At 37.1% G+C, this 26,359-nt stretch carries 29 protein-coding genes; 12 read left to right on the top strand and 17 right to left on the bottom strand.

Annotated features, from left to right (window positions below; all coding sequences use genetic code 11):
* Positions 1–82 precede the first annotated feature (82 nt).
* Together HQN86_RS03800 and HQN86_RS03795 are read left to right on the top strand one after the other, a co-directional pair.
* Complete coding sequence (locus tag HQN86_RS03800; RefSeq protein ID WP_172659699.1) at positions 83–967, top strand: polysaccharide deacetylase family protein; 885 nt, start codon at positions 83–85, stop codon at positions 965–967.
* Positions 967–1,812 carry a polysaccharide deacetylase family protein gene (locus HQN86_RS03795; protein ID WP_172659698.1) on the top strand — a complete coding sequence of 282 codons (846 nt, stop codon included), beginning with the start codon at positions 967–969 and terminating at the stop codon, positions 1,810–1,812. Before HQN86_RS03800 ends, HQN86_RS03795 begins: the two co-directional genes overlap by 1 nt.
* Position 1,813: 1 nt before the next feature.
* Here the strand turns inward: HQN86_RS03795 and HQN86_RS03790 are convergent, their stop codons facing one another.
* The 3 genes from HQN86_RS03790 to HQN86_RS03780 all read right to left on the bottom strand — a co-directional run bounded on the left by HQN86_RS03790 (position 1,814) and on the right by HQN86_RS03780 (position 3,527).
* The gene (locus HQN86_RS03790; RefSeq protein ID WP_048906833.1) at positions 1,814–2,266 is read right to left on the bottom strand and encodes a 3-oxoacyl-ACP synthase; all 453 of its coding nucleotides are present in this window, start codon (positions 2,264–2,266) and stop codon (positions 1,814–1,816) included.
* 3 nt (positions 2,267–2,269) lie between these two features.
* A complete protein-coding gene (locus HQN86_RS03785; protein WP_172659697.1) occupies positions 2,270–2,848 on the bottom strand; it encodes a nitroreductase family protein in 579 nt (192 codons plus the stop codon).
* Positions 2,849–2,957: 109 nt separating this feature from the next.
* Positions 2,958–3,527 (bottom strand): hypothetical protein, encoded by a 570-nt coding sequence (locus HQN86_RS03780; protein WP_172659696.1) that lies wholly within the window; start codon positions 3,525–3,527, stop codon positions 2,958–2,960.
* Between the two features lie 148 nt (positions 3,528–3,675).
* On the opposite strand from HQN86_RS03780, the gene HQN86_RS03775 reads away from it, so the two are divergent.
* The 4 genes from HQN86_RS03775 to HQN86_RS03760 all read left to right on the top strand — a co-directional run bounded on the left by HQN86_RS03775 (position 3,676) and on the right by HQN86_RS03760 (position 6,902).
* Positions 3,676–5,304, top strand: a complete 1,629-nt coding sequence (locus HQN86_RS03775; RefSeq protein ID WP_172659695.1) for an ABC-F family ATP-binding cassette domain-containing protein — start codon at positions 3,676–3,678, stop codon at positions 5,302–5,304.
* A 99-nt stretch (positions 5,305–5,403) separates the two neighbouring features.
* Positions 5,404–5,985, top strand: coding sequence for a PhnA domain-containing protein (locus tag HQN86_RS03770; protein WP_172659694.1), 582 nt, complete (start codon positions 5,404–5,406; stop codon positions 5,983–5,985).
* 39 nt (positions 5,986–6,024) lie between these two features.
* Positions 6,025–6,345 carry a hypothetical protein gene (locus HQN86_RS03765; RefSeq protein ID WP_216854314.1) on the top strand — a complete coding sequence of 107 codons (321 nt, stop codon included), beginning with the start codon at positions 6,025–6,027 and terminating at the stop codon, positions 6,343–6,345.
* 53 nt (positions 6,346–6,398) lie between these two features.
* Positions 6,399–6,902 (top strand): DUF6265 family protein, encoded by a 504-nt coding sequence (locus tag HQN86_RS03760; protein WP_172659693.1) that lies wholly within the window; start codon positions 6,399–6,401, stop codon positions 6,900–6,902.
* On the opposite strand, the gene abc-f is transcribed toward HQN86_RS03760, so the two are convergent.
* The 6 genes from abc-f to HQN86_RS03730 form a co-directional block, all read right to left on the bottom strand.
* Positions 6,899–8,488, bottom strand: coding sequence for a ribosomal protection-like ABC-F family protein (gene abc-f, locus HQN86_RS03755; protein ID WP_172659692.1), 1,590 nt, complete (start codon positions 8,486–8,488; stop codon positions 6,899–6,901). The genes HQN86_RS03760 and abc-f overlap by 4 nt on opposite strands.
* Before the next feature lie 270 nt (positions 8,489–8,758).
* On the bottom strand, positions 8,759–8,956 hold the full coding sequence (locus HQN86_RS03750; protein ID WP_172659691.1) for a hypothetical protein: 198 nt from the start codon (positions 8,954–8,956) through the stop codon (positions 8,759–8,761).
* A 57-nt stretch (positions 8,957–9,013) separates the two neighbouring features.
* On the bottom strand, positions 9,014–9,646 hold the full coding sequence (locus tag HQN86_RS03745; RefSeq protein ID WP_172659690.1) for an alpha/beta hydrolase: 633 nt from the start codon (positions 9,644–9,646) through the stop codon (positions 9,014–9,016).
* Positions 9,647–9,665: 19 nt separating this feature from the next.
* Positions 9,666–10,139, bottom strand: a complete 474-nt coding sequence (locus HQN86_RS26805) for a hypothetical protein (protein ID WP_246269415.1) — start codon at positions 10,137–10,139, stop codon at positions 9,666–9,668.
* A gap of 264 nt (positions 10,140–10,403) precedes the next feature.
* Positions 10,404–10,661, bottom strand: coding sequence for a 4a-hydroxytetrahydrobiopterin dehydratase (locus HQN86_RS03735; protein WP_172659689.1), 258 nt, complete (start codon positions 10,659–10,661; stop codon positions 10,404–10,406).
* A gap of 71 nt (positions 10,662–10,732) precedes the next feature.
* Positions 10,733–11,635 (bottom strand): hypothetical protein, encoded by a 903-nt coding sequence (locus tag HQN86_RS03730; protein ID WP_172659688.1) that lies wholly within the window; start codon positions 11,633–11,635, stop codon positions 10,733–10,735.
* 145 nt (positions 11,636–11,780) lie between these two features.
* Between HQN86_RS03730 and HQN86_RS03725 the strand changes: the two genes are divergently transcribed.
* The 3 genes from HQN86_RS03725 (at position 11,781) to HQN86_RS03715 (ending at position 15,055) form a co-directional block, all read left to right on the top strand.
* Positions 11,781–13,691, top strand: coding sequence for an SPFH domain-containing protein (locus tag HQN86_RS03725; RefSeq protein ID WP_172659687.1), 1,911 nt, complete (start codon positions 11,781–11,783; stop codon positions 13,689–13,691).
* A 22-nt stretch (positions 13,692–13,713) separates the two neighbouring features.
* Positions 13,714–14,343 (top strand): carbonic anhydrase, encoded by a 630-nt coding sequence (locus HQN86_RS03720; RefSeq protein WP_172659686.1) that lies wholly within the window; start codon positions 13,714–13,716, stop codon positions 14,341–14,343.
* A 67-nt stretch (positions 14,344–14,410) separates the two neighbouring features.
* A complete protein-coding gene (locus HQN86_RS03715; RefSeq protein WP_172659685.1) occupies positions 14,411–15,055 on the top strand; it encodes a TetR/AcrR family transcriptional regulator in 645 nt (214 codons plus the stop codon).
* Positions 15,056–15,073: 18 nt separating this feature from the next.
* Here HQN86_RS03715 and HQN86_RS03710 read toward each other — a convergent pair whose 3' ends face one another.
* From HQN86_RS03710 to HQN86_RS03700, 3 genes are all read right to left on the bottom strand, one after another.
* Positions 15,074–15,769, bottom strand: a complete 696-nt coding sequence (locus HQN86_RS03710) for an outer membrane beta-barrel protein (RefSeq protein WP_172659684.1) — start codon at positions 15,767–15,769, stop codon at positions 15,074–15,076.
* Positions 15,770–15,867: 98 nt separating this feature from the next.
* On the bottom strand, positions 15,868–16,608 hold the full coding sequence (locus tag HQN86_RS03705) for a transient-receptor-potential channel family protein (RefSeq protein ID WP_172659683.1): 741 nt from the start codon (positions 16,606–16,608) through the stop codon (positions 15,868–15,870).
* A gap of 24 nt (positions 16,609–16,632) precedes the next feature.
* Positions 16,633–17,016, bottom strand: coding sequence for an RNA recognition motif domain-containing protein (locus HQN86_RS03700; protein ID WP_172659682.1), 384 nt, complete (start codon positions 17,014–17,016; stop codon positions 16,633–16,635).
* Between the two features lie 125 nt (positions 17,017–17,141).
* On the opposite strand from HQN86_RS03700, the gene HQN86_RS03695 reads away from it, so the two are divergent.
* Together HQN86_RS03695 and HQN86_RS03690 are read left to right on the top strand one after the other, a co-directional pair.
* Positions 17,142–19,130, top strand: coding sequence for a sensor histidine kinase (locus HQN86_RS03695; RefSeq protein ID WP_172659681.1), 1,989 nt, complete (start codon positions 17,142–17,144; stop codon positions 19,128–19,130).
* Complete coding sequence (locus tag HQN86_RS03690) at positions 19,117–19,752, top strand: response regulator (RefSeq protein ID WP_172659680.1); 636 nt, start codon at positions 19,117–19,119, stop codon at positions 19,750–19,752. Before HQN86_RS03695 ends, HQN86_RS03690 begins: the two co-directional genes overlap by 14 nt.
* 3 nt (positions 19,753–19,755) lie before the next feature.
* On the opposite strand, the gene HQN86_RS03685 is transcribed toward HQN86_RS03690, so the two are convergent.
* Positions 19,756–20,820 (bottom strand): SDR family oxidoreductase, encoded by a 1,065-nt coding sequence (locus HQN86_RS03685; RefSeq protein ID WP_172659679.1) that lies wholly within the window; start codon positions 20,818–20,820, stop codon positions 19,756–19,758.
* A gap of 104 nt (positions 20,821–20,924) precedes the next feature.
* On the opposite strand from HQN86_RS03685, the gene HQN86_RS03680 reads away from it, so the two are divergent.
* On the top strand, positions 20,925–21,713 hold the full coding sequence (locus tag HQN86_RS03680) for an AraC family transcriptional regulator (protein WP_172659678.1): 789 nt from the start codon (positions 20,925–20,927) through the stop codon (positions 21,711–21,713).
* A 27-nt stretch (positions 21,714–21,740) separates the two neighbouring features.
* On the opposite strand, the gene HQN86_RS03675 is transcribed toward HQN86_RS03680, so the two are convergent.
* The 4 genes from HQN86_RS03675 to HQN86_RS03660 all read right to left on the bottom strand — a co-directional run bounded on the left by HQN86_RS03675 (position 21,741) and on the right by HQN86_RS03660 (position 26,357).
* Complete coding sequence (locus HQN86_RS03675) at positions 21,741–22,694, bottom strand: bifunctional helix-turn-helix transcriptional regulator/GNAT family N-acetyltransferase (RefSeq protein ID WP_172659677.1); 954 nt, start codon at positions 22,692–22,694, stop codon at positions 21,741–21,743.
* 82 nt (positions 22,695–22,776) lie between these two features.
* Complete coding sequence (locus HQN86_RS03670; protein WP_172659676.1) at positions 22,777–23,145, bottom strand: VOC family protein; 369 nt, start codon at positions 23,143–23,145, stop codon at positions 22,777–22,779.
* A 58-nt stretch (positions 23,146–23,203) separates the two neighbouring features.
* A complete protein-coding gene (locus tag HQN86_RS03665) occupies positions 23,204–24,547 on the bottom strand; it encodes a hypothetical protein (protein ID WP_172659675.1) in 1,344 nt (447 codons plus the stop codon).
* Positions 24,528–26,357, bottom strand: coding sequence for a hypothetical protein (locus HQN86_RS03660; RefSeq protein ID WP_172659674.1), 1,830 nt, complete (start codon positions 26,355–26,357; stop codon positions 24,528–24,530). Before HQN86_RS03660 ends, HQN86_RS03665 begins: the two co-directional genes overlap by 20 nt.
* Positions 26,358–26,359 lie beyond the last annotated feature (2 nt).

Raw genomic sequence — 26,359 nt, 5'->3', positions numbered from 1 at the left:
TGAATCTTTATTTGTAATAAATGTGATAGTTAATGCAATAAAATAGCGGTTGATTTCATAGTTTTGCCACAAATAATCATAAATGAAACAGCATCTTCTACCTTTATTAACTGCAGCGGCAATTTTTACGGCCAGTTGCCAATCTAAATCACAAACTAACACCGATAACCCGGATGTTAAGGATACTTTAACACAAACCTCATCAAAGGAAGAAGTACAAGCCGCTAAAATTGATGTAAGCAAAATTAAAGTTGCTGATGCTAAAACCATACTTGCCCGCAAACAGGTACCTATTTTATGCTATCACCAGGTTCGTAACTGGAAACCAACAGATGGCAAAGTAGGGAAAGACTACATTGTTGAAATACAAAACTTTAAAGATCAGGTTAAAATGCTTGCCGACAGTGGTTATCACTCTATATTACCTGATCAGTTATATGCCTATTTAAATACGGGCGCTCCATTACCGAGCAAACCGATCATGTTTACTTTTGATGATACAGACATGGATCAGTTTACAATTGCTGCTCCAACACTAAAAAAATACGGTTTTAAAGCAGTCTACTTTATCATGACAGTATCCATTGGCCGTAAGGGTAAGTTTGTTGACTATATGACCAAAGAGCAGATAAAACAACTTTCTGATGATGGCAATATAATTGGCAGTCACACTTATGACCATAAGAATTTCAAGAAATACCAGGGAAAAGACTGGGAAGAACAGCTAGATAAGCCTACCAAAAAACTGGAAGAGATTACCGGCAAAAAAATGACTGAATTTGCTTATCCTTTTGGCTTATGGAATGCTGAAGGTTTCCCTGAACTAAAAAAACGTGGATTTAGGATGGCATTTTCTCTTGCTGATAAACGCGATCAGAATTATCCGTTGTACACGATAAGAAGAATTATTGCGAGTGGTTACTGGAGTCCTAAAACGCTACATAACAGCATAGTAAAAAGTTTCTAATGAAAATACTTTTAAGTCTGGGTGCTGGCTTAATGATATTAGCTTCAGCATGCACATATACCAGTCAAAGTCAAACTAGTTCCGCTTCGGGTAATCCTGATAAAGACACAGCCCAAACTAGTAAGGCACCTAAAAAGGAAGCTACCGCGGCCGAGATTTTAAGCAAAAAGGAAGTCCCTGTTCTTTGTTATCATCAAATTAGAGATTGGAAAGCAAGCGATTCGAAACGGGCGCATGATGACATTATCCCTCCTGCCAATTTCAAACAGCATATTAAAATGCTTGCAGATAGTGGCTACCATACCATTTTACCAGACCAGCTTTATGATTATTTGAATTATGGGGGCAAACTTCCAGAAAAACCGATCATCATTAGCTTTGATGATACGGATCTGGATCAGTTTACTGTTGCAGCACCCGAGTTAAAAAAATATGGTTTTAAGGGCGTATTTTTTATCATGACGGTATCTATAGGAAGACCGAGATACATGAGCAAAACCCAAATAAAAGCCCTCGCAGATGACGGTCATGTTATCGCAAGCCATACCTGGAATCACAAAAATTTCAGTGAGTTTACGAATGATGATTGGGAAGTACAAATAGATAAACCGACCAAAACATTAGAAACAATTACAGGTAAAAAGGTTGAATATTTTGCCTATCCATATGGGGTTTGGAAACCAGAAGCCTTACATAAATTAAAAGAGCACGGGTTTAAAGCGGCATTCATCTTATCAACAAAGAGAGATGAGACTAATCCGCTTTTTACCATCCGACGTATTATTGATCCAGGAACTTATACAGCGAAGAACCTTTACCATAGTATAAATAAGAGTTTTAAATAGTTTAGGCAACTGCCTCAACAACAAATTTCTTATCATTAAAACTAAACGCATCCCCTTTCTTCTTATCCAAAAGCAATTTGCCTATGGGAGATGAAGGGGAAATAGCAAAAATAGCCTTACCATCAAGCGTTAGCTGACCCGCGCTAACACTAATGTAAAAACTCCCGTTGTTGGTATACACCAAACTGCCATGTCTTACAATTTCAGACTCAGGATTTATCTCAATACTTTTTAACAATCTTAGATTATCCTGAGCATCGATTAAAAGACGCTTGTTTCGATCAATATCCTGCTGCATCATTTCTCTGCTGGTTTCATACTTATCTCCGGCGCTGCTTTTAGTATCATCATTACTAGCTTCGCGCGCCTGTTGCAATGCAACTTCAGCAGTCTGAATTCTTTGCTCTATAAAATTTAAACAAAGTCGATATAGTGTTTCTTTAATATCCTGCATAAATTACGATTCTATCCATTTAATCTTTTCTTCAATAGGAGTACGAATTGCATCTCTGGGTTCCTCGTTATGGTATCCCATATAAAAAAGCCCAAAACATTTCTCCTGTTCCCCTAAGTTAAGATAATCCTTCAGATCTGCAATCATTCCCGGTGAACTCCAGTATGCGCCAACATTTAAGGCCTCGGCAGTAAGCGCCATGTTCTGAACTGCACAGGCTAGAGCTGCAAGCTCCTCCCATTCGGGTACCTTGTCTGAATGCAATTCGACATTTAATGTAATTATGCAGCTGGCTTGTTCTGCCTTTTCAAGAATGCTATCATATTTCTTTTGCAAAAACTGATGAACTGGTGTAGTTTTTTTATACAAGCGGGCTAGCTCTTTACCAAACTTAGTTTTCCCCTCATTTCTGAAAACAATGAAACGCCAGGGTTGTGTTAATTTATGTGTAGGTGCATAGTTAGCACTTTCCAAAATTTGCTGTATAACCTTAACCGGCACCTCCTGATTAGTATAACTCACCGGAAAAATGCTCCGCCTACGTTTAATAATCCTGCTTAAAATTTCTATTTCTTGTTCCATTCCAATATCTCTTCCAAATGTTATGCTAATTTTTTAACTATAGCACATAAATGGCAAAAATAGAATTTAAGCCCAATGGAAATGTTTGCGCCGTGTAATAGTTTTAGTATTAAACTTTCTGCCGAATCTTCTTTAATTGCTTTCTAATTTGCTTGGCTCTGCCAAAAAACGCAACACTTTCGATATCAACCAGATAATCTATTGTCTCTAGCAGCTCGTCTTTAATCCAATCGTAACGAGGTGCCAGATTTGCCAGGGTTTGCATACAGTGCACTTTGGTAGCTACAAGCACCTCTGTATCTACAAGCCAGGTAAACAAAATATCAATAACAGGTTCAAAATCTGTTGTTACAGCCTTATCTTTATATACATGATGAGCCTTTCTGTCTGTCAGTAAAGCAATAATCTTAGCGTAATGCCTCATCGCCGAAGGGTTCTTCTGTTTCGCCAATAATGATATAAGCTCTGGGATATAACCCACAAACAGATCAGGCTTGTGTGTCATCAAATATTCTAACATCCAGGCGGCCCTAAAAGCAACTTCTTTTTTCCTATGAAAACTAATATCCAGTAAGTCGGTTATTTTTAGATCATTACTTTCAATAATACTAGTTAAATTAGTCACCATCTGAAACTCCATTGACGTACTAAGCCTTGCTATTAACTCTTCCTTATTCACATTAATTATTTTAAATCAGTATCTGATTTTCTAATTTAGAAATTTTGAACCTTAAACTTATATAAAACCACCAGACATCCGGCAGATCGCTAAAAGTCTTAATGATTTTATAAATAATGCCTACCTTTGCAGCTTATTTTTCAGCAATATGATTTCAGTTTCAAATTTATCACTCCGTTACGGAAAACGCACTTTATTCGAAGATGTTAACCTAAAATTTAATCATGGCAACTGCTATGGTGTAATTGGCGCCAACGGGGCTGGTAAATCAACATTTCTTAAAATTCTTTCTGGCGAAGTAAACCAAACTACCGGTAGTGTAGCTTTTACTCCTGGAGAACGAATGGCCGTTTTAAAACAAAACCACTATGAGTTTGATGAATTTAGTGTAATTGAAACTGTAATGATGGGCCACAAGGAATTGTACGAAATCATGAAGGAAAAAGATGCGATCTATTTAAAAGAGGACTTCTCTGATAAAGATGGTGAGCGTGCAGGCGAACTGGAAAATAGATTTGCCGAAATGGATGGATGGAACATGGAAAGCAATGCCGCCACCATGCTTAGTAACTTAGGTATTAAAGAAGAACACCATTACAAACAGTTAAAAGAACTTGATGGTAACCAAAAAGTGCGTGTCTTATTGGCTCAGGCTTTATTTGGAAATCCGGACATCTTATTACTGGATGAGCCTACCAACGATTTGGATATCGACACGATTGCATGGCTCGAAAACTTCCTTGCTGATTATCAAAATATTGTATTGGTTGTATCTCACGACAGGCACTTTTTAGACGCAGTTTGTACGCACATAGTTGATATCGATTTCAGCAAAATGAGTATTTACTCGGGTAACTACACTTTCTGGTACGAATCTAGTCAACTTGCTTTAAAACAACGTAGTGATCAGAATAAAAAACTGGAGGAGAAAGTTAAAGAACTTCAGGAATTTATTCAGCGCTTTAGTGCCAATGCATCTAAGTCAAAACAAGCAACTTCACGTAAAAAAGCTTTAGATAAAATAGATATCTCTGAGATTAAAGCTTCAAGCAGAAAATATCCTGCCATTCTGTTTAATAATCTTGGCAGAGAAGCCGGAGATCAGATTTTACAGGTAGAAAATCTTTCTTGCACTTTAAATGGCGATGTGATGTTTAGAAACATCAACTTCATGGTAAATAAAGGTGATAAGATCGCTGTTCTTTCTCAAAACAGTCTTGCTACCACTGCATTCTACAATGTATTAACCGGACGTGAGAAAAACTATACAGGTGAGTTTAAATTTGGAGTAACCATTAACGTTGCCGACATTCCAAATGACAACACTCCATATTTTGCAGGTAAGGATGAGAATTTGGTTGACTGGCTTCGTGAATATTCAGGGACAGATCAGGATGAACAGTTTGTAAGAAGTTTCCTTGGCAGAATGCTTTTCTCCGGAGAAGAGGTACTTAAAAATGTAAAGGTACTATCAGGTGGTGAAAAAATGCGTTGTATGTTCTCGCAAATGATGTTAAGACACGCGAATCTATTGTTATTTGATGAGCCGACCAATCACCTTGACCTTGAATCTATTACTGCATTAAACAATGGTTTAAAAGATTTTAAAGGAACAGCATTGTTTACCTCACGAGATCACGCATTAACTGAATCTGTAGCGACCCGAATCATTGAATTAACTCCTAACGGAACAATTGATAAGATGATGACCTACGATGAATATATTTCAAGTGAAGATGTAGCAGCTTTGCGTGCTTCATTATATAAAACAAAATAAAGAAAACCTATTTCATTTCGAACAAGAAAGGCCATTTTGTAATACAAAATGGCCTTTCTTGTTCGAAATGAGTATCTTCGCGTTTTGCGAATTATGAATATGAAACTGGAAGAACAGCTACTTGAAAGAAGTGAGAATAAGTGTGAATTATGTGGATCTGAGGCCAATCTTAGCATCTATGAGGTTCCCCCTCAAACTCAAAATACAGCAGAAGAATGTGTTGTAACATGCGGAAAGTGTTTAGCACAGATTGAAAAAAAAGAGGTATTAGACAGCAAACACTGGCAGTGCCTTAGTGGAAGTATGTGGAGTGAGGTTCCAGGAGTACAGGTAGTGAGCTGGCGCATGTTAAACAGATTAAGGCAGGAAAGCTGGGCAATTGATAATCTGGATATGATGTATCTTGATGATGAAACTTTGGCTTGGGCCAAAGCAACCGGTGATCACGAAAATGATTCTGAAGTGGAATTCCATAAGGATTCTAATAATAATGTGCTGGAAAACGGAGATACAGTAGTGATTATAAAAACACTTGATGTTAAAGGATCCAGTCTAAGCGCAAAACTTGGAACAGTGGTGAAAAACATTAAATTAGTTGATGATAATAAGGAGCAAATAGAAGGCCGTGTTGAAGGTCAGCTGATTGTTATTCTAACCAAATATGTACGGAAGCAAAGCTAATTGCAGCTATAAAATAAAGACAGTAAAATTGATCTAATTATGAAATCAATTGAGATTAAGTATTTTAAAGATTTTTTAAGTAGCGGAGAGATACCTTCAGGTTTGCCTGCACATTTGCAGGCGCTTTGGCATGAGGGAAAAGGTGACTGGAAAACAGCACACGATCTGATAGATCACCTAAGCGATAAACAGTCTGCTCACGTACATGCCTATCTACACAGAAAAGAGGGAGATGTGTGGAATGCTGATTACTGGTATAACCGGGCAGGGCAATCAAGACCCAACGTTACTCTGGAAAAAGAATGGGAAGATCTGGTTTCATTGTATTTGTCATTATTACCAAATTCTACTGGTAATTAAAATGAATATGTATATTTAAATTCCTTAAATTATTTCATTATTAATTAATTACTATGAGACACACTTACGCTTTTCTGTTGCTATTTATTGGCTTTTTGCCTAAAACCTTCGGCCAAACTCAACCAAATGGCGGCTCTGTTGCAGATGTAGCCTTTATTCAAGGCCATTGGAAAGCTACTACTCCTGAAGGCCAATCTATTGAAGGAGTTTGGTTACAACCAGAAGACGAAAACATACTAGGCTTCATGCGCATGATGAAAGCCGGTAAAGCTGATCTTTATGAAATATTAGCCTATGAGCAAACCGAACAAGGACTGGTCTCTATGGTAAAACATTTTAAACCAGGTCTTCTGGGTTTAGAGGAGAAAGACAAACACGATCGTTACAACTTTGTAGAAGCAAGTAAAGACCGTGCTATCTTTCAAAAAGAGGGCGAAAGCTTACGTATTCTATACGAAAAACGCTCCTCCAATCAATTTGTAATTGCCAGAGGCAACCTGCAAGACGGTAAATGGGCATTTAAAGACCTGTTTGTATTTAACCGTACTAAACCCTAAAGCGCGATCCTTTCATTTACTCCTATTTCATTGATGAAATACTCGTCATGGGAGATCACCAGCAAAGTTCCTTTGTAATGTTTTATTGCTGAGGTTATAACCTCCAGGCTCTGAACATCCAGATTATTGGTAGGCTCATCTAAAATAATGAGCTCAGGAGAACTATTGCTTACCACTAGGCAGCAAAATATCAATTTCATCTTCTCCCCTCCACTAAGTTGTTTGCATGTCTTATTCCACATATCAATTTTGAAGAGAAATTGGTGTAGCAATGTTTTAAGTCGGTGTTCTGGCAAGTGCTGTGAATTAAATTCCTGTACCTGTTCAAACACAGTTAGTTCATTATCTAATACTGAATACTCCTGATCAATGTAAAGATGCTTGAAATCAGCTATTATTAAAGCACCCTCTGATGGTTTTACTTTACCCAATATCAATTTCAAAAGTGTAGTTTTCCCAGAGCCATTTTTACCAGAAATGGCAATCCTTTCGCCACTTCTAATCTGGAAATTCAATGGGTTCTCCCATAAATATCCGGAACTGTAACCAAAATTCACATCCTCCGCCTTTATCAATATTTTGCCTGCGTGCAGATTTGAATTTTCAAAAGTCACTTTAAATTCCTTTACCTCAGGCAATTGCCGTTTAAGCTGCTGAAGGTTTTGCAAAATACCGTTAACCTTATCAGAATGTACTTCCTGTAATTTGGATGTACTTTGTTCAGATCTGTTTTTAATCGTATTCATAAAAATTCTGGGAACGCCTTTCTTTATTTGTTTTTGATTCCCCCTTGAATTCTCTTTTTGTTTGCGTTCGGCTGCTTCTCTGGCAATTTGCTTAGCTTGTCGTAAAGCTTTTTCTTTATGATCTGCCTGAGCCTCTAAAGCCATCAACCTCTCCTCCTTTTGCATTTTAAAGAAGTCATAATTACCTCCATAAACCTCTACCCCACTTTGATTCAATTCAAAAGTAACATCAAGAAGATTAAGTAAAGTTCTATCATGGCTTACAACTATAGTCGTTGCTTTACTTGTCTGTATCAGATTATATAATTGTTCCCGGCTCTCTACATCAAGATGATTTGATGGTTCATCAAAAAGTATAACCGATGGTAAATGAATTGTAATGCCTGATAAAAATACCTTGGTTTTCTCTCCTCCACTAATTGTTTTCATCGGCTGAGCTAATTCAATGTGTTGTATATTCCACAAACTAAGCGCTGCCAGAGCCCTCTCTTCAACATTCCAGTCGTCATCTAATTGGGCGAAATTGGTTAAAGAAGCATCGCCATTAAGTATTGCATGTAATGCTTCCATTTTACCGTCAATACCCAGGGCCTGGGCAACAGTTAAATCGTCGTACTGACCGAAATGCTGGGGGACATAAAAAGGTTTATTTATTGATGCAACATCCCCTGAGGCAGGCTCAACCCGACCTGCAAGGATCTCAAGCAAAGTAGATTTTCCAGAACCATTAGCACCTATTAAGGCTATCTTTTGCCCTTTAGAAACAGAAAAATTTATATCGCGGAACAGGCATTCCTTATTGGAATGCACATATGAAATTTGTTTAACTACAATACCCATAAAGCATCATTGATAAAAAGTAAAAAAATAAGATTTAAATTGTGCATAAGCACGAGGCGGCTAGACAAGTACAGTGGTACTGTTTAGCATTTGAGCAAAAAAGGAAAAGCTACTGCTCTGTTTATAGGATCTTACATTTCTTAATGAATTACACCAATATAGATAAAATGACATTTGCCATCATCGTACATGGATGTTCTCAATGGGGTAATTAGTCGTTTATACGACAAAGGTAAATATTTTTTTAAGAAACGAGTATCGTCTGAACTATCAAATAACTAAATTTTTATGAACCTGATGAAGAATCTGCTCATAATAATCTGCCAGTTTTGAAAAATCTTTTAGTGGATCAGGGGGATACATCAAAGCATTAAAGAACGTTTCGATATCCCTTTCTGTAGTCAGAATCACTTCGTCTTTTATCATTTCAACATGCTCATTCAGAGCGTCTATACCCTGCTTTTTCATAAAAAACTTTTGATATACTAATATACTAAATAATCAGATTATTTGCTAAAATTTTAGCTACTTATAATTACGGTTCGCCCATTTAATACATGGTTCTATCCATTGCGGCAAAGGCTTAAATAAAAAACCATGCTTCAATCCCGTGTTTAGCTCTATTTCTTTAAAGTGCAAAACCTTTAAATTAGATGTTTCTTTCCTTTTTATTGCCGACACTCCGTATTCGTCAGATCGCTCATAGATAGTTAAAATATTTCCACAGAAATTAATTCCGGGAAAAGATGTTAAATCCTTATCTCTGTAACAACCAATAAACACAAAATTAAGATTAGGGTTCCTTAAGGAGCTGGAAACGTATTGCGCAATATATCCTCCTTTTGAAGTGCCTATAACTGTAATATGGCTTGGTTTAACACCTAATTTCAATAAACTGTCTACTTGCCGAACCACCTTTTTTGTATAGGCTCCTACATCTGTATTAGCGGACCTTTTCTCACTGATCACCTGAAATCCAGCCTGTTTAAACTTGTTTAAAACTTCCAAATATTCCGTTTTTCCATATTCAGGATGGACTTCAGTCAGCGAATGGTCTTCTGCAAACTTGTTGTGAAGAAAGAATATATAATCTTGTGCAGCACAAAATAAAGAATTGGCTACTAAGAGCAACAAAAGCACAGTTTTTTTGGAATTCATAAAAGGTGCATTATAATTATTAATTAGCGTCAAAAACTCTTACTTTGTTCATTAGCAATTGTCTGATACTTACCAGGTGGCTAAAAAACATCGCAGGCACAATAAAAGCAGGAAGTAAGCTAAAAGGGAAATACAAAACTGCAATATTAGGCTGGTCAAACCCAAACTTCTGAATGGGTGAGGGTACTGAGAGAAATGCATTCGCCACAATATTGATCAATAAACAAAGACAAATAACATTCCAGGCCAATAGAGATCCCTTGGCCATTTTCTTTTTTGAGATTCCAAAATAAGCTACTAAAGGCGCAGAGATTCCTGCCAAAATATCAAAGTTCCTCCCCTCAAATGTCATCAGTTCTGGAACAGTCCCATTGATAAACAATAGGTACAAAATAATTTCCACCGGAATTCTCCCTACATGCAGATAAGTGAGATTTAATATAGGGAGTCCATCAATAAACTTTCTACCTCCCCGGGTTAAAAATACGAGCATAATTGAGAGAATAGCTGGGAATACCCCATAATGGCAATCTTAGGCGGAAAAACAGTAGTATCGGAACTGAAAACAAAATTTAAACCCAATATCGCCTGAACAATAATCCACAAACTTAAAACAATTAGAAGGAGATTGGCTTTACTGCTAACATTAAACTGTAAGGATCTTTTAATTACGCGATAAAACAAAAACAGCGTAAATAGGATCGTCAACACAAAAAGCACAACAACAAACAACGGTAAGCCTATAATCATTCTTAAATTATACTTTTAACAATTCATCAATCTGCTTAGCAAGGGCTCTATCTTTTTCAGTAATAATATCACCTGCATCGTGAGTACTTAGCCAAAATTCCAATTTATTCCATTCATTACACCACTTAGGATGATGATTATTTTTCTCTGCTACAAATGCCACCTTAACCATAAAGGCGAAAGCTTCCCGAAAATCTTTGAATATTAGTATTTTGTGCAGTTTATTTTCAACAATATCCCACTCCTTTTGAACTACATTTTCCATAAATTCTATTATAAAGTTGCGGCGCCATTGCTGCCAATATTAGAACAAGCAACATCGACTTATGTTTAAATCTACTTATAATTAATTCGATTCCCCTCAGTGTCCTTTAAATAAGCAACAACTCCTGCCGGAAGCTCTTCACTTTCTATTGGGAAACTTATAGAATCCGCAACGTAGTTTTTTGTATTAGATGCTTTTTGAAAAATTTCAAATAAGGCAATTGGCTCCTGATTGAAACTAATGCAGGTACTAATAAAATGCATTTCCTCTATCCTATAGTTAGGCTGCTTTAATTTCTCATTTATATCTTTTAAGCGTGAGATAAAGTGCCGCTGTCTGATAAAAGTATTACTGTTCATGATAATGAAAATGTAATCTGCATAAGAAGTTACTTTTCCATAGTACTTATGATTATCTCCCCCACTTCTCTCTATCAGATATTCGCCCGAAGATTCAGATTTATAAATTTCAACTGACGAACGCCAGATTCTTTCTTCATTAATTTCTTCCGGGTTATCAGGTAAGTTACGGTTAAAAGAATACCATAATCCTACCAATTCGTCCAATAACTTGTAGTTAACCGTAACCTTAGGGATATCAATTTTTAAATCGTTAAAACTAAATGCCTCGTTGTGCGAATTAATAAAATCGATGTAGTTATCATAGCCTAACACCTGCACTATCCGACTTAGTTTACTAAGGTTCGGTTTGCTGGACCCAGTGAGGTCTTTTCGATTTTCATATGCTTTTAGTTTATTGATAATAAGATGTTCATACAAATAATTTGCTCCAAATAGATCAGTTTCTTTTTTTACTTTCTGTTTTCTGTTACGGTTCTGTAACAACCCATTCAATTCTTCTACAATGTACGCCCACTCAGACTTAGAGACATCTTTCCATGTCTTTTTCTTTAGAAAATTACTAGCTAAAAAATTCATTAGCTTCTCGAGATGTAGCAGGTCTTCCTTATTCATAATATGAATATAAGATAAAAATAATACCAAATAATACATATATAAGACTTTTATATTTTCATGTATAGAGAAGTTTGTTCTAAACGAAGTCAATGAATTATATCATAAATATCAAATTATATCTCACACCTAAAACTAATTGATCATGGACTATTCTCAAATCTTTTTCATCTACTGGTGGGTCTTCGCTATCCTGTTCACCCTCCTATTTTACAAATTCATACTAAGGGTTTTCCTGGGTATGGTCATCGTACCCGAAAACAAGGTAGGACTGGTTACCAAGAAATTTGTGCTTTTTGGCAGCAACAAAGAATTACCAGACGGACGTATTATTGCAACTAAAGGAGAAGCTGGTTTTCAGGCAAAAGCACTGGCTCCCGGACTTTACTGGGGCATGTGGCCCTGGCAATACAATGTGAACATGCACGGGTTTACCATTATACCCGAAGGTAAAATAGGATTGATCCTGTCCAACGATGGTGCTGAAATACCGACAGGTGCAATCCTTGCCCGAAGAGTAGAATCGGATAATTTTCAGGATGCAGAAAAATTCCTAAACAACAATGGGCAAAAAGGTCGACAAACCTCTTATATCACTGCAGGTACTTATCGTATCAACTTATTTGCCTTCACCGTTACAATTGCCGACATGGTCATCATACATGAAAATATGGTAGGCATTGTAACCACGCTTGACGGCCATCCAATTGAAAGCGGGCAAATTGCAGGAAAGCAAATTACCGGTCACAATAATTTTCAGGACATTGATGTTTTTCTAAAAAATGATGGTAACCGTGGTTTGCAGCCATCAATCATTTTAGCAGGTAGTTACAATATTAATCCATGGGCAATTCAGATTGAAGAAATACCAATGACCGACGTACCTATTGGTTTCGTTGGCGTTGTGATCAGCTACATCGGTGAAGACGGTAAAGATTTAACCGGGGAGAGTTTCAAACATGGCAATATTGTAAGCAAAGGCCAGCGTGGGGTATGGATGGAAGCCTATGGCCCTGGCAAATACCCATTCAACAAATACATTATGAAGGTTGAACTGGTGCCTACAACTAATCTGGTATTGAATTGGGCCAACGCCAGGAACGAATCTCATGAGTTAGATAAGAACCTGAGTACTATCACCGTCCGCTCCCGAGACGGCTTCCCTTTCAATTTAGATGTATCTCAGATCATTCATATTCCCGCAACCGAGGCACCCAAAGTAATAGCCCGTTTCGGTAGCATGAGTAATTTAGTAAGTCAGGTATTAGAGCCTACTATTGGCAATTATTTTCGAAATTCTGCACAAGACAGCGATGTGATAAGTTTTCTGATTACCCGTAAAGAAAGACAACAATCGGCAAAGGAACACATTAAAGCAGTCCTGGATGATTACAATGTAAATGCTGTAGATACTTTAATAGGTGATATTCTTCCACCAGAGGCATTGATGAAAACCCTTACCGACCGTAAGATTGCAGAAGAGGAACAAAAAACTTATCAGACACAGAAAATGGCACAGGAACAGCGCCAGGGCATGGAGAAAGAAACTGCAATTGCAGATATGCAAAAGGAAATTGTAAAAGCACAGCAAAGTGTTGAAATTGCTCAGCGCACTGCTGATGCAACGGTAAAAAAGGCAGAAGGTGACGCCAATAGTTTAAAACTACAGGTTGATGCTGAAGCCACGGCAACTAAAATGCGTGCAAACGCAGAAGCTGAAGCAACTAAAGCCCGTGCTGGTGCACAAGCCGAAGCTACCAAACTTAATGCGACTGCCGATGCAGAGAAAATAGCCAAAACAGGATTGGCCGAAGCAGAAAAAATTATGGCCATAGGTAAATCTACAGCTGATGCTTACGACTTACAAGTAAAAGCCATGGGAGGCGACAACTTTACCAAGTTTAAAATAACCGAAGAAATTGGAAAAGGAAAAATTAAGATCATCCCAGATCTAATTGTAAGTGGTGGCAACGGCAGTGATGGTAGCCTAAGTGGTTTAATGGGTCTGCAATTGATGCAAATGATACAGCAAGAAAAAGGGAAAGCCAGCGAATAATAAACCCTAATCACTTAAAATTATGGATCTCAATATAAATTACCACACTGAAATGACTCCTGATATTGCCTTACAAATATTAAGAGATGGTCATGAAAGATTTCTTAGTGGACGCAGCAAACATCGCGGCTTGCTACAAAAAGTACAGGAAACAAAAGACAATCCGAGGCCATTTGCATCAATATTGAGCTGCATGGATTCAAGGGTTCCAACTGAACTGATTCTTGACCAGAGTATTGGTGATATTTTTAACATTCGCATTGCAGGCAATGTTATATCTCCACATGTGTTAGGATCGTTGGAGTATACAATAGCCACGGCAGGTTCAAAACTGATTGTAGTAATGGGTCACACCAATTGTGGGGCAGTAAGGAGTGCTTGTGACGATGTGATGATGGAAAATCTTTCGGGCTTGCTAAGGGAAGTAAAAGTGTGTATCTCACAAGAATTTACGGAAATAAGCAACAGAACAGGCCATAACGAATCTTTTGTTAATAAGGTTTCTTTACTTAATGTTTACCGTTCCGTGCAGCAGATACTTGAGCAAAGCAGTATTATACGGCAACGCGTAGATAGCAGAGAAATAAAGATCATACCTGCTATGTACGACATCTCTGTAGGTAATTTGACTTTTTACAATAAACATTGCTAACATGTTGAAATAGTAGGAATAGAAACTCAGACTTTCTCCATAATTTAGCTACTACAATCAGTTTGTTATGGAAAAGAAAAGATACCAAGGGGCATTAAACGATAAGGATAGATCAAAACAGAAATTGATCCAGGCTGTTGGAATTGTAATCCAAGACAAAGGATATACCGGATTGACCGTTACAAACATTTCAAAAGCTGCAGGATTGGACCGTAAACTAATTAAACTTTATTTTGGTTCAGTTGATAATCTGATAGAAATTTATGTAAAAAGCAAAGACTACTGGGTGGCTGCAACAGGTGATGCAGGTATCATGATCGAAAATAACCAAGGGAAAGACACGAAGCAAATATTGAAAAATCTGTTGCTTAATCAATTGGATTATTTCTATGAGAATGAAGAAATGCAGAAGATTGTACTTTGGCAAATTAGCCAGAGAAGCCAGATTATGTATCAGGTATGCGAAGAACGAGAACAACTTAGTTCCACATTCTTTGCATTGACAGATAAGGAGTTGAAAGGAAATGATGTCGATCTTAGGGCAATTGCCGGTTTATTGGTTGCAGGTATTTATTATATGGTACTTCATGCCAAAACTACCGACAGCCTTTTTTGTGAAATTGACATCAATAATCCAGAAGGAATGAAAAGAATCAAAGAAGCAATAAGCCTGGTTTTAGAATACGCTTACAGTAATAAGACTCAGTCATAGATAATAGAAAACCTTTTATCAGAACTTATAACCGAGTGAAATACTAAAGCTGGTATTTTTCATTTTCCCTTTCCGTTTTATCCCGCTATAAGTTGTTTGCAAATTTGCCAGTCCTATTTCACTATTGAATTGGATAGAATATTTGTTAAAAAGCTCATAACCAGCTAAAAAACTAACCCCGTAATCCAAGGGCTTTCCATACAAATAAGATCCAAATTCACCCTTCTCTGCATCGTTTTTGAAGATCACCTCTCCATTATCTCCAATTTGGATATCCCCAATTAAAACACCAGATGCGGACTTCCACTTCCCTCCTGTTCCATATCCCAAATAACCTCCTGCGCCAAGTATTAAATTCCCCGTTCCCAACTTGGGGTTATAAAGTAAATTAACCGGTACTTCTATATAAGAAACCGTAACTTTAAAATCATCACTATAGCCAAAGCCCTCTCCTTTTTGTCTAAATCCTTTGGAGGAATATAAGGCAGCGGGTTGAATGTAAAAATCACCGGCTATAGGAACGTCAACTGTAAGTCCTAAGTGGAAACCTGGAATTGATTCAGTTTCACCCTTATTTCCCTGTTCATCTTTCATATTTGCGTTTGAGAAATTTACACCGGTTCTTATCCCTATTTTCGTTTGTGCATTGGCAATGTTAAAGGCGGTAATCAGGAAAAATAGAAATAGCGGAGCGTATAATTTATTCTTTCTCATAAGTTTGGTTATTTTTTTGTTTTAGAATGGCTATTATTCGAAAAGTCTGGTAACCAAATGTATTAATTATCCCAATAACGGGAAAATTTAATTTTTTATTATTTCAGATAAGCACATGGCACGTTTACCGGCACATAATCAATCCCATGAGCAGCCTTCAGTAACTTGGATACAACAACTGCGATGGTTCTCTCATCCCTATGCATTTGCGGCAAAAGCCCCATCATAGCATAGCTGATTGGGTTTACTGCAGGAACAAGTGTTTCCCAAGGATAACCTTTACCCCAGATCAACCCTTTTACTGTGTAGTTAAGATCTGCTGATTCCGATAGCAGATAGTCCAATAACGAAGCGGAATGGTTAGAGTTCTGATTTACAGTATGAAAAATAGGGCTTTGTCCTCCAAACCCATGTTCATCAGTTCCTGCTTTCGCATTCACGTCTGCTCCATTCCTCACCAGAACTTCTGCACATGACAGATGATTAAATTCCGCACAGACATGAAGTAGGCTGACATCATGTAAAGGCGTATAAGCACACCGTAAATTAACAGGCCGGTTAAGTGCACCTGGGTCTGTAGTCAAATGTTTCGCTAAAATCTGGGCATCATCTGAGAGGACGGCTAAAAGCGACGGATCATTAAACTCCAGCCCATGATCGATAAATACCTTGACACATGCTTTAAAGCGGTCTGTTCTGGCGTATTCGCTGATGAGTTCATAAATTAAGGGGTGCCCTTTGAAGATATCGTTGGGATGGACCCCATGCTGAAAACATGATCTGATCCCATCCACATCATGGCATTCAATATCACCGATTATTTTCTGCAGGTAGTCCATACCTACTAATTTAAGAAATATCGTTTACTTCTCGGCCCTGAATGTATTCGACACTAATTTTCTAGGACGCTTATTTTTAAACTGCTCTCCACTACCTGCATTACTTTGCCCTTCTTCAGTATGGAATCGGTTAGGTTTAAAAGTTGTTCTTGGTTTCTCTGCCCTATTCTCATCCGCCAGTTTAACACTTATCTTTCTACCTTTCAAAACCATACCGTTTATAGCTGCAATTGCCCTATCGGCTCCAGCCTGATCCACCATTTCTATAAAACCATAGCCTTTATGTTTGTGGGTCACTTTGTCGGTCAATAAATGCACGCTGTGCAACATTCCATGGATGCTGAATATCTCAATCAGTTCAGCTTCCTGTATATCAAGTGGATAACCCACCACAAATAATTTAATCATGAATCTATTTAAAGCTGCAAATTTAAGCTTTAATATTTTACTTATAGCTGTTTTCAGCTATTTTTGATATTATCTTAATAACAGGCAGGCATTCTAGCTACATTAGCTTAATTATCTACGCTACAATGAAAAAATACGGTTACACCTTGTTTTTGATATTTTCCTTTTTCAATGCGCTTTCGCAGATGCCATTAAACGGAACGCATTATGCCGATAGCCTTACCCAGCAGTTAAAAAAAGAGCTACCGAATGCCACAAAGGCAAAAAGTAGTTTTCTACTCTCAGAATTTTACTTAAGAACAGATACAGCAAAAGCTGAGCAGTATTTACAACAAGGATTAGCACACAGCGAAGGAAACAGCTTTATGCAAGCAGTATCTTTATATTATAAAGCTTTGCAAATGATGGCTAAAAATCCAGAACTTGCTAAAAAAATGCTTTTGCAATCAGATGCTTCACTAAAAAAATTCAAAACAAAGGAAGCTCTTCTGGTTAGATCAATGTGCTGGCACAGCTATGCATTTCGCCATCATCTTAGAAACGAAATCAAAGAATCTATAGAAATTATACTGCATAAGGCAATTCCGTTGGCTATACAATCAGGTGATTTGGGTTTCTTAGGAAAAAACTATTTTCTCCTTTCTGCGGGATTCAAAAATCTGGGTCAGCACGCGAAGGAAAAAATCTATTTAACAAAAGCAGTTTCAATACTTAAAAAAGCCAATGCACCACAATATCTGGCTATGATTTATCAATCTATTGGGGAAAATTATATTTCATTAGGTAAGTTAAAAGAGGCCAAATCGAATTTAGACAGCATGATGATCTTGCTTAAGCCGTATCCACAGTCCGAGATGTGGTTAGAATATTATGCCGGTGAAGCTTTACGCCTTAATACTGCTTTGCAATTCGACAGCGCACTCACTGTAGTAGAAAAAGGAATGCTTCTGGCAAAAAGATTCAAAGGCACTTATGCCGAAAAACGCATACTACTACAAAAATTTTATGCTCTTCATAGTAAAGAAGATTTCCCTGAGGCAAAGAATGTAGGACTGGCTTTGGTTAAGGACAAACAATTTATGGCATGGGAAACAAACAAGTTGCAGATTTACTATGGACTGGCGACTAGCTATGAGGGCATGAAAAATAAGCAAAGTGCTTACAAATGGTTAAAACTTTATAGCGGGTTGAGCGACAGTTTGAGTAACAGCAAACTAAAAGAAACTGCAAACCTCCTCGAAGTAAAATATAGAACGGCAGAAAACCAAAAGAAAATTGTGGCGCTTAACGCCGAGAATGAAAAGGCAAAACTTGCCACAAAAAATAGTCGGCTGGTGAATTGGCTACTGGGCCTAGCCAGTATATTTTTACTTATTGTTGCTTTTTTTGGCTGGTTGTTTTACCGCAACAGTAAAAAATTAGCTTTACAAAAAGATCTGAATCACCAACAAGAACTTAAAGATATTGACAGGCAACAGCAAATAAAACTAGTGCAGGTAATGTTGAATGCCAAAGAAGATGAACAAAACAGACTTGCCCGCGATCTACATGATGGGCTGGGCTGTATGCTCGCAATAGCAAAACTAAATCTGACAGATTATATACACGAACAAGGCAACAATAACACCCTAGAGCTGCAAAATATCGTTACGCAATTGGATACTTCCATAGGTGAACTTAGACGTATATCCCACAACATGATGCCTGAAATGCTATTAAAACTGGGTCTTAAGGCACTGCTAAAAGACTTATGTGAATCAGCAGCTTCTGCCGCGCTAAAAGTGGACTTTCAATATCTTGGCATCAAAAACAATCTGCTTGCACAAGAGCAAATAAACATTTATCGTATTATACAAGAAGCCATTACTAACGCAACCAAACATGCCCAGGCGCAAAACCTTTTGCTGCAATGTTCGCAAAATGAGGATGTGTTTTTTATAACGGTTGAAGATGACGGAAAGGGCTTTGATGCAACACATTTGGATAAGGTTGAGGGCATAGGTCTTAACAACATCAAAAGCCGGGTTGAATACCTTAAAGGCAAAATTGAGATCCTATCAGAAAGAAATAAAAGAGGCACCTCCATCAATATAGAACTTTATGTCACAGCATAAAAATACCATTGTCGTTGTTGATGATCATCCGATAGTCATAGAGGGGTTGATTAGGCTTTTAAGTAAAAAACCGGAATATGAAATTATTGGTGGCTTTACCCGAGGGGAGGAATTTATTTCCTTTTTAAAAATAGCAACAGTAAAAATTGTTTTGCTGGATATCATGCTTCCTGATATAAATGGAATGGATTTGTGCAAAACAATAAAAACCATATCTCCGGATACGGTTGTATTGGCATTTAGCAATTACCAGGAGCGCAGCGTAATTTTGCAAATGTTGGCCAATGGCGCCAGTGGATATTTACTTAAAGAGTCGTCTATTGAAGAAATTGTTATCTGTATCAATGAAGCCTTAAATGGTCAGATTACTTTTAGTAACATCGTTAAAGAAATTATCTCCCGGCCACAGTTAAAAGAATCTCAAGATTTTGCCAAACTTACGGTACGCGAAAAGGAAATTTTAAAACTAATTGCTGATGGCAAAACCACTAATGACATTGCTGAAATGTTATTTTTAAGCAAGTTTACGGTAGAAAACCACAGAAAGAACTTACTACAAAAGCTCAAAGCAAAAAATGTTGCCGATTTAATAAGACATGCTACACTACAAAATCTGATTTAGCTATTATATTGTTTTTGGTATTATCTTTTTCCTGCGCATTTCATCGAACAAATCATAAAACATTTTTTCTGTATCAATAAACTCATGAAAGCCCATTCTTCTTGCCTTTGTGCCATCTGCAAAAAAGTCATAGTCCCAGGAGAACACAAAGTCGCCAAATGCCCATGAGGATAAGTCTTTATAGTTATAATTTAGTCCGTGTTCTTCCTGTAAAGATTTCCAGAGTTCTTCTTTGTCCGCCATAACTGTTTGGAGGGGCACTTGCAAGGGTGCCGCAACTTCCATATTAAAATAAACAGCAATTTTAGGCCAAAGCTCATTCCACCTAAACAAGTCGCCGTTATTGATATTGAATGCCTGATTTGCACATTGTGGGTTTGTAGCTGCCCATACAGTCGCTTTAGCCAGTAGTCCTGCATCTGTCATTTCCATCAATTTATCATAGGCGCCCAATTTTCCGGGAAAACGTAAGGGAATCCCAAGTTTCTTAGAAATAGTAGCAAACACCGCAATTACCATTGCAAGATTCATAGGATTACCTGTTGAGGTTCCACCAACTACTGATGGCCTAATGGCAGACCAAGTCCAACGTTTGTTCACCTGTTGTTTTTCGAGGAAGTTCTGTTGATCTACATTAAATTCGGGAGGCATATGGCCTGCATCACTTTCTTTTGCGGGAGTTTTAAAGGGGCCTAGATGGGCACCATAAACTTTGTACCCTTGCATCAGACTTACATGTTCCAAATTGGCTGCCACCGGTTCAATTGCCGTCAATACGTTTACCAACATAGCCAGGTTGGGTTCAACCAGTTCTGCCCAACTCGCCCTATCCTGATAGGCTGCATAAAATATGTGAGTAACATCAGATAATGAACTAAGTTGTGCAATACACGATGCAGGATCTAGCAAATCAACAGCTATATATCGGATTTTTTTGGTGCTTGTCCCTCCCCTTCTGGACAAACCAATAATGTCCCAGGTTCCTAATTCCTCCAGGTAATTTATTAGATTGGTTCCAATTATTCCATTGGCTCCAACTACTAGTGCTGTTTTTTTATCCGCTTTCATGTTAAGTTATATTTTATTTAAGTTTAATCAACTGCTAGTCAAAATTCGGTTTATTAGGCTGGAGAAAATGGTATAATTCTGGCATAATATTGTATATTTCCGACATGAAACGTTACAGGCAATTTGAACCTTTACTGATTTCTGATTTTGAAGTTTCCAGTTGGCGACATCCAGAGCATAATCATAATCATTACGAAATAATCTATATTAAAAAGGGATCAGGAACGCATGTGATTAATCAGGTAACTATCCCCTACAAGGATGGCGATATCTTTTTACTTGGTCCAGAAGAATCCCATTATTTTGAAATCGACATACTCAGTCATTTCGTCTATTTAAAGTTTACAGATTTATATCTCCACCAGGATGTAAGTAATACTAATAATTACGTACAGAACCTGGAATACCTAATAAAAAGCAGAGAAACACATCTGGCAGGCTTTAAATTGTCGGACAATGACCGACATACAGTAGCTCGTCTATTTGATATGCTGATCACATTAAAAAGCGAACCACTTCATAACGAAGAGTTAATCTGGATGCAGATTCTCGCATTATCACATATTTTAAAAAGGAATATGCCAGAATTAAAACCCTTTGAAAATCGTAGTAAAGATATGCAAGCTATTTTTTGTTATATACATAAATACATCTATTCGCCCGATCAGCTTAGGGCTCCCATTATGGCTGGACACTTTAATATAACAGCAGACTATATGGGACCATATTTCAAAAGGAATACCGGTACCACCTTACGGGAGTATGTTCAGAATTACCGAAAAACACTGATCAAGCAAAGAATGGCAAGTGGAAAGTACAGCTTAAAGCAAATTGCAGCCGAATTCGGATTAACAGATGAAAGCCATGTTAGTAAAATTATAAATGTTTTGTAAGTTCCATATTTAGTTAATCCTGATATATTATTTCAGTTGCACTTCCATTTGAATATTGCATCGCTCATAAGGTGTTACTCGACCTACTACTTTCTTAAAACCTAGCTTATGATACAGATTGATAGCAGGTTTCAATACAGTGTTACTTTCCAGATAAACCTTAGATGCACCCAATTCCTTTGCAGCGTCAATAACTGTTTGACCAAGCAACCAGCCAATACTTTTTCCCTGGATCTTAGGTGAAACAGCCATTTTTGCCAGTTCAAAATCATAATCCGGATCGTTCATTTTGATCAGTGCACAAACACCCACAGGTTCATTTTCGTATAGAGCCACAAATATCTTTCCGCCCTTTTCCAAAATGTATTCTTTAGGATTATCTAAAGCCTTATAATCTGCCTCTTCCATTTGGAAATATGTGGAGATCCATTCCATATTAAGTGATCTAAACGCAGCTTGATACTTATCTTCATAAGCCACAATCTGGACATCTTTGCTTTCGCGAAGTTTCTTTTGCTCCTGCACTCTTCTCAGCAGTGACTTTTGCTCTAACAAGAATTCCCACTCTTCTATCGCTTCCCACAAGTTGTACCTTGCTTCTAGAATAACGCTTTCAACTGCAGCATCTACATCTACACATTGCACTTTTATCTTAGCTGCAAGCACTATCCCTTTGGTGGTTAATGCGACAACATTTCTGCGTTTATCAGACGATTCCCGATTTTCCTGAATCAGTCCGGCAACAGTCATTTCCTGTATGATCTTACTAACTGAAGGTTGGGAATGTCCTATCTCAGTAGCAATTTCGGTTATGGTTTTTTCTCCCTCTTCTGAAAGAACAAAAAACACGGGGAACCACTTTGGAGAAAACTCTATATTATATAATTCATAAATCTGCGCTGCGTCTTCAGTTACTTTTGAAGTCAGTAATCTTAGCCGACTGCCCAGAGCCATTTTTCCGGTTTTCTCAAATAGTTTCATACATATAATCAATTACATAATCAGTTATGCAAATGTAAGTAATATAAACTATGTCACAAATATTTTTTAAATGGGCGTGTGATTAACTGTTAAAAAATTCACCAAAGTGCCAGAGAATTCCAGAGGGATCATGCAGAAAACATTCTTTGCCCCAGTGATCAACCCGTATCGGAACGAGTTTTGCATCCTTATATTTAGTAGTAAGGTCAAGAGCCAAAAGCTCCTGCCAATATTTGTCAACATCTTCAACCTCTAAAAAAATCATAGTATTATCTACCCAATCCTTTACATAGGCGTTTTGAAGGTAAAACGCTATATGCTCTGTTTTAAAAACAGACATATCAGGTGTAAGAACTGTTTCATCAAAACCAAGGTCTCTGTAGAAACTCCTTGAAAGTTCAAAATCTTTGGCCCCGATAAATGGCCTGATGGATATTGCTTTATGTTTCATTGATTTAGCTGTTGATTTGGATAGTAAACTTAATAAATAATTTTAGAACCTATACAATCTAAAACAATTGCGCTAAGGCGTTAATGTTTTTCATTTTGAAATTTAGATCCATCTCAAAATATTTCTTTTCTTTACCTACATTAGTCGCTTTTATACGAATGATATCCAATCGTTTTGTATATTTTTCCAGTAATGGAAATTGTCGCAATCCATTGAGCTGATTAAAATCCATTTCGAGGTAGAAAAAGTATGGAGATTTTTCACTTACCGTAGTCACCCTAATATTCTTATCTGTACTAAGCGTAAAAAATCCAGTATCGCTTTTACCATACAAAGTATACAAGGGGAACACCTGTTTACTGATTACACCAACAGTATCAAGCAATCCTTCCCTAATCAGATAATTTAATAAAGATTTAGATTGAGCTCTGGAAGTGCCTATTATCCTTGGTACCTTCAAAATACGGGTACTTCGAACCTCTTCCTTCTCAAAATCATCATTATACTCATAAGTTATCACAGTATCAATCTGATTAACTATCCCTGCAAATTCAACGTCAAGATAGCCCTGATAATATTTCAATAAGCTATCGGGATAAATTCTGTGGCCTTTAAGTTGAATTTCTGAGTAAGATTTACCATTCAAAAGGTGGGCATTAAGCCACATTTTTATTGAGGCATGCTTATCAAATACCCTATGAGTAAATACCTTCCCTTGAACATCAAGATCATTAAAATTAAAATAGCCATTCAAATAAATTACCCCATCCTTAAATTCTCCTGTTCCCATATACTCTTTAAAAGCATAAGCCAAATGTGTATTTGCATGTTTTAAGCTCGCAATTTTCTGATCTTTATCAGATAATAGGTTTTTCTTATCTAGCAGATCGGTAAGGATATCTATTACATTTTCATTTTTGAGTGTATACGCAACAGCAACTGTTTTTAAATTAAAAGCTACAGTAAGTTTTCCATCTTTTGAAGTTGCCAATGTAATGCCATGACCTGCGTTTTTAAACGTATTTACACCGAGCCTTTGCTTAATAAACTGTTTCAGTACGGCTAAATCTGCTATAGGCAAAGAACAGAAATAGGTTTGGCAAGATTTGGAACCAACAGTATAAATAAAAACATTCCCTGGAATGGCTAAACCAGTTTTAAGTTCATCATCAGTTTTTCCCCTATAATAAGATGGGTTATAAAGATAATCCAAAACCATTGTTTTATAGATCTTATCTACATCTATCTTAACAATAAAAGAGGCCTCAGCATGAATAACCTCCTGGTAGGATTTATATTCCCGGAATTTGAAATACCCATAAGCAGACGCCAGTATTAAAACAACTCCCGTTAGTATCAGTGTTACACCACCTCTAAGTAATTTATTTTTGCGCGTCTTCAACAAGTGAGAATAAGTACTTTAAAGCATTTTGTTGATTGGAAGGAATATCTATGTTAATTTCACCAGAATATACATTACCCTTAACCGGATTCGATTTCAAATAAATGTCGCCCATTGAATTCAATACATTATTAAGTTTTTCAAGTTTTTTTGTGCTGGCAAACTCTTCAACAGGAATCTTTCCGAATAGCTTTTTAGCGCTGAAATAGCCTGCATAATTGGTATTCATTAATGCTTTCCTGTGCTTGCGCGAGACATTGGCAACATATCTGTTTCCAGCAATATCCTCCATATCTTTTTTATTGGTACCAAAGAAAATGATTCCTTCTTTAATCATAAAATAAAGCGCCAGTGGGCTTTTAGGAACCGACAGTTCGTAATATCCTGAGCTGTTTTTAACCAGCTCTTTTTTTACACCATAAGCAATAAGTTTGTCAATCAAACGAGTGTCCTCACTGGACATCATAAATAAAAAGTCAGGCAATGTCTCTTTCTTCGTCTTTGTTACTTCTTTGCTTTCAAAGTTTTCTTCATTATAATCCATTGATTTATAACTGACTTCCTTTTGCGACAAGCCATTAAAAAGGAACAGTCCATCTCCCTTTACTACTTTACTTATCGCCTCTTCATCAAGCAAAAGAGAAAACAGATCAGCTGCCATTCCTATTTCATCAGCGTATACTGAACCATAAATTTTTGACATCAGTTTAGGATATTGCTCAAGATAGGCCTTAGTATCCATAGCATAGGCCAGATAACCAATCGCTTTATCTTCATTTATGTATTTTAAGAACCGTTTGTTCAGTTTCCTTTTAAGTACTTTCTTAAAAACCCCCGCAATTTCATCACTAAAGGCCATGCTTGTACTAATTCTAATCGATTTATCTTCAAGAAAAAGCTTAGCATTAGCACTTCCATAGCCATTTAAGAAGCTCATACCTTTTAAATAGGTTGATGGCATATAGGTATTAAAAAGCTTATCAGCTCCAGCAATCCAAATTGTTGCCTCAGCTTGTTCATCTATACTTTTTACGAAATCTTTATTATTTAATATCGATGTTGTATTTGGGTCGGTAAAGAAATCATCAACCATAAGTTGTACCCAACCGGCAACAACAGTTTTCTTTTTCTGTTCATCCTTAAAAAAAGTATTACCATAATCATATCCAATGGTATCTGCCATAACTTCTTCTAATGAATCTACAGCCATCGTGCTATCAACAGCAATCTCATCCTGTACCGGCACCGCTATCGACAATGAGTCTGCAGCTTGTCCACCAGAAGTAGCTTGAGATAACTTGAAGCGTTCAACAACCTCTGGTCTTGCAAAATAACTACTTTTACCCGAGCCTATAACAAACAGCAGGAACTTGTCGTTCCAATGAGCCACTTCTGTAGAGTCGGAATTATAATAGGATTTAATCCCGTTTTTAACTGTAAACTTTTGATTTGCCTGAACATATAGAGCTTCCAATTGTTCGGCATTTTTAACAGGTGCCAGGAAACAGTTATAGGATACACTGTCGTTGCTCAGATTATAGTAATATAATGATGAAGATAAATCAAACCCCAGGTTTTCAACACTATTAACCACTTTATCCGTTCCTTTTGAGAGCTTTGATAAAATTTCTTTTCCGATAAAAGTGTTATTAAATTCTTTTAAAGACATCAGATCGGTAAAATTCTTTCCTTTAATTGTGGCCACAGCAAGGGCATCAGAAGGTATTTTATTTACCAGGTCTTGAGCAGAGGATGACAAGGTTATACTTGCAAAAACTAATGCAACCAGGCATTTGTAAAGAGAGTTCATAG

Source organism: Pedobacter panaciterrae, assembly GCF_013204795.1.
Classification (GTDB): Bacteria; Bacteroidota; Bacteroidia; order Sphingobacteriales; family Sphingobacteriaceae; genus Pedobacter; species Pedobacter panaciterrae.
This window is presented reverse-complemented; position numbering and strand designations above follow the sequence as displayed.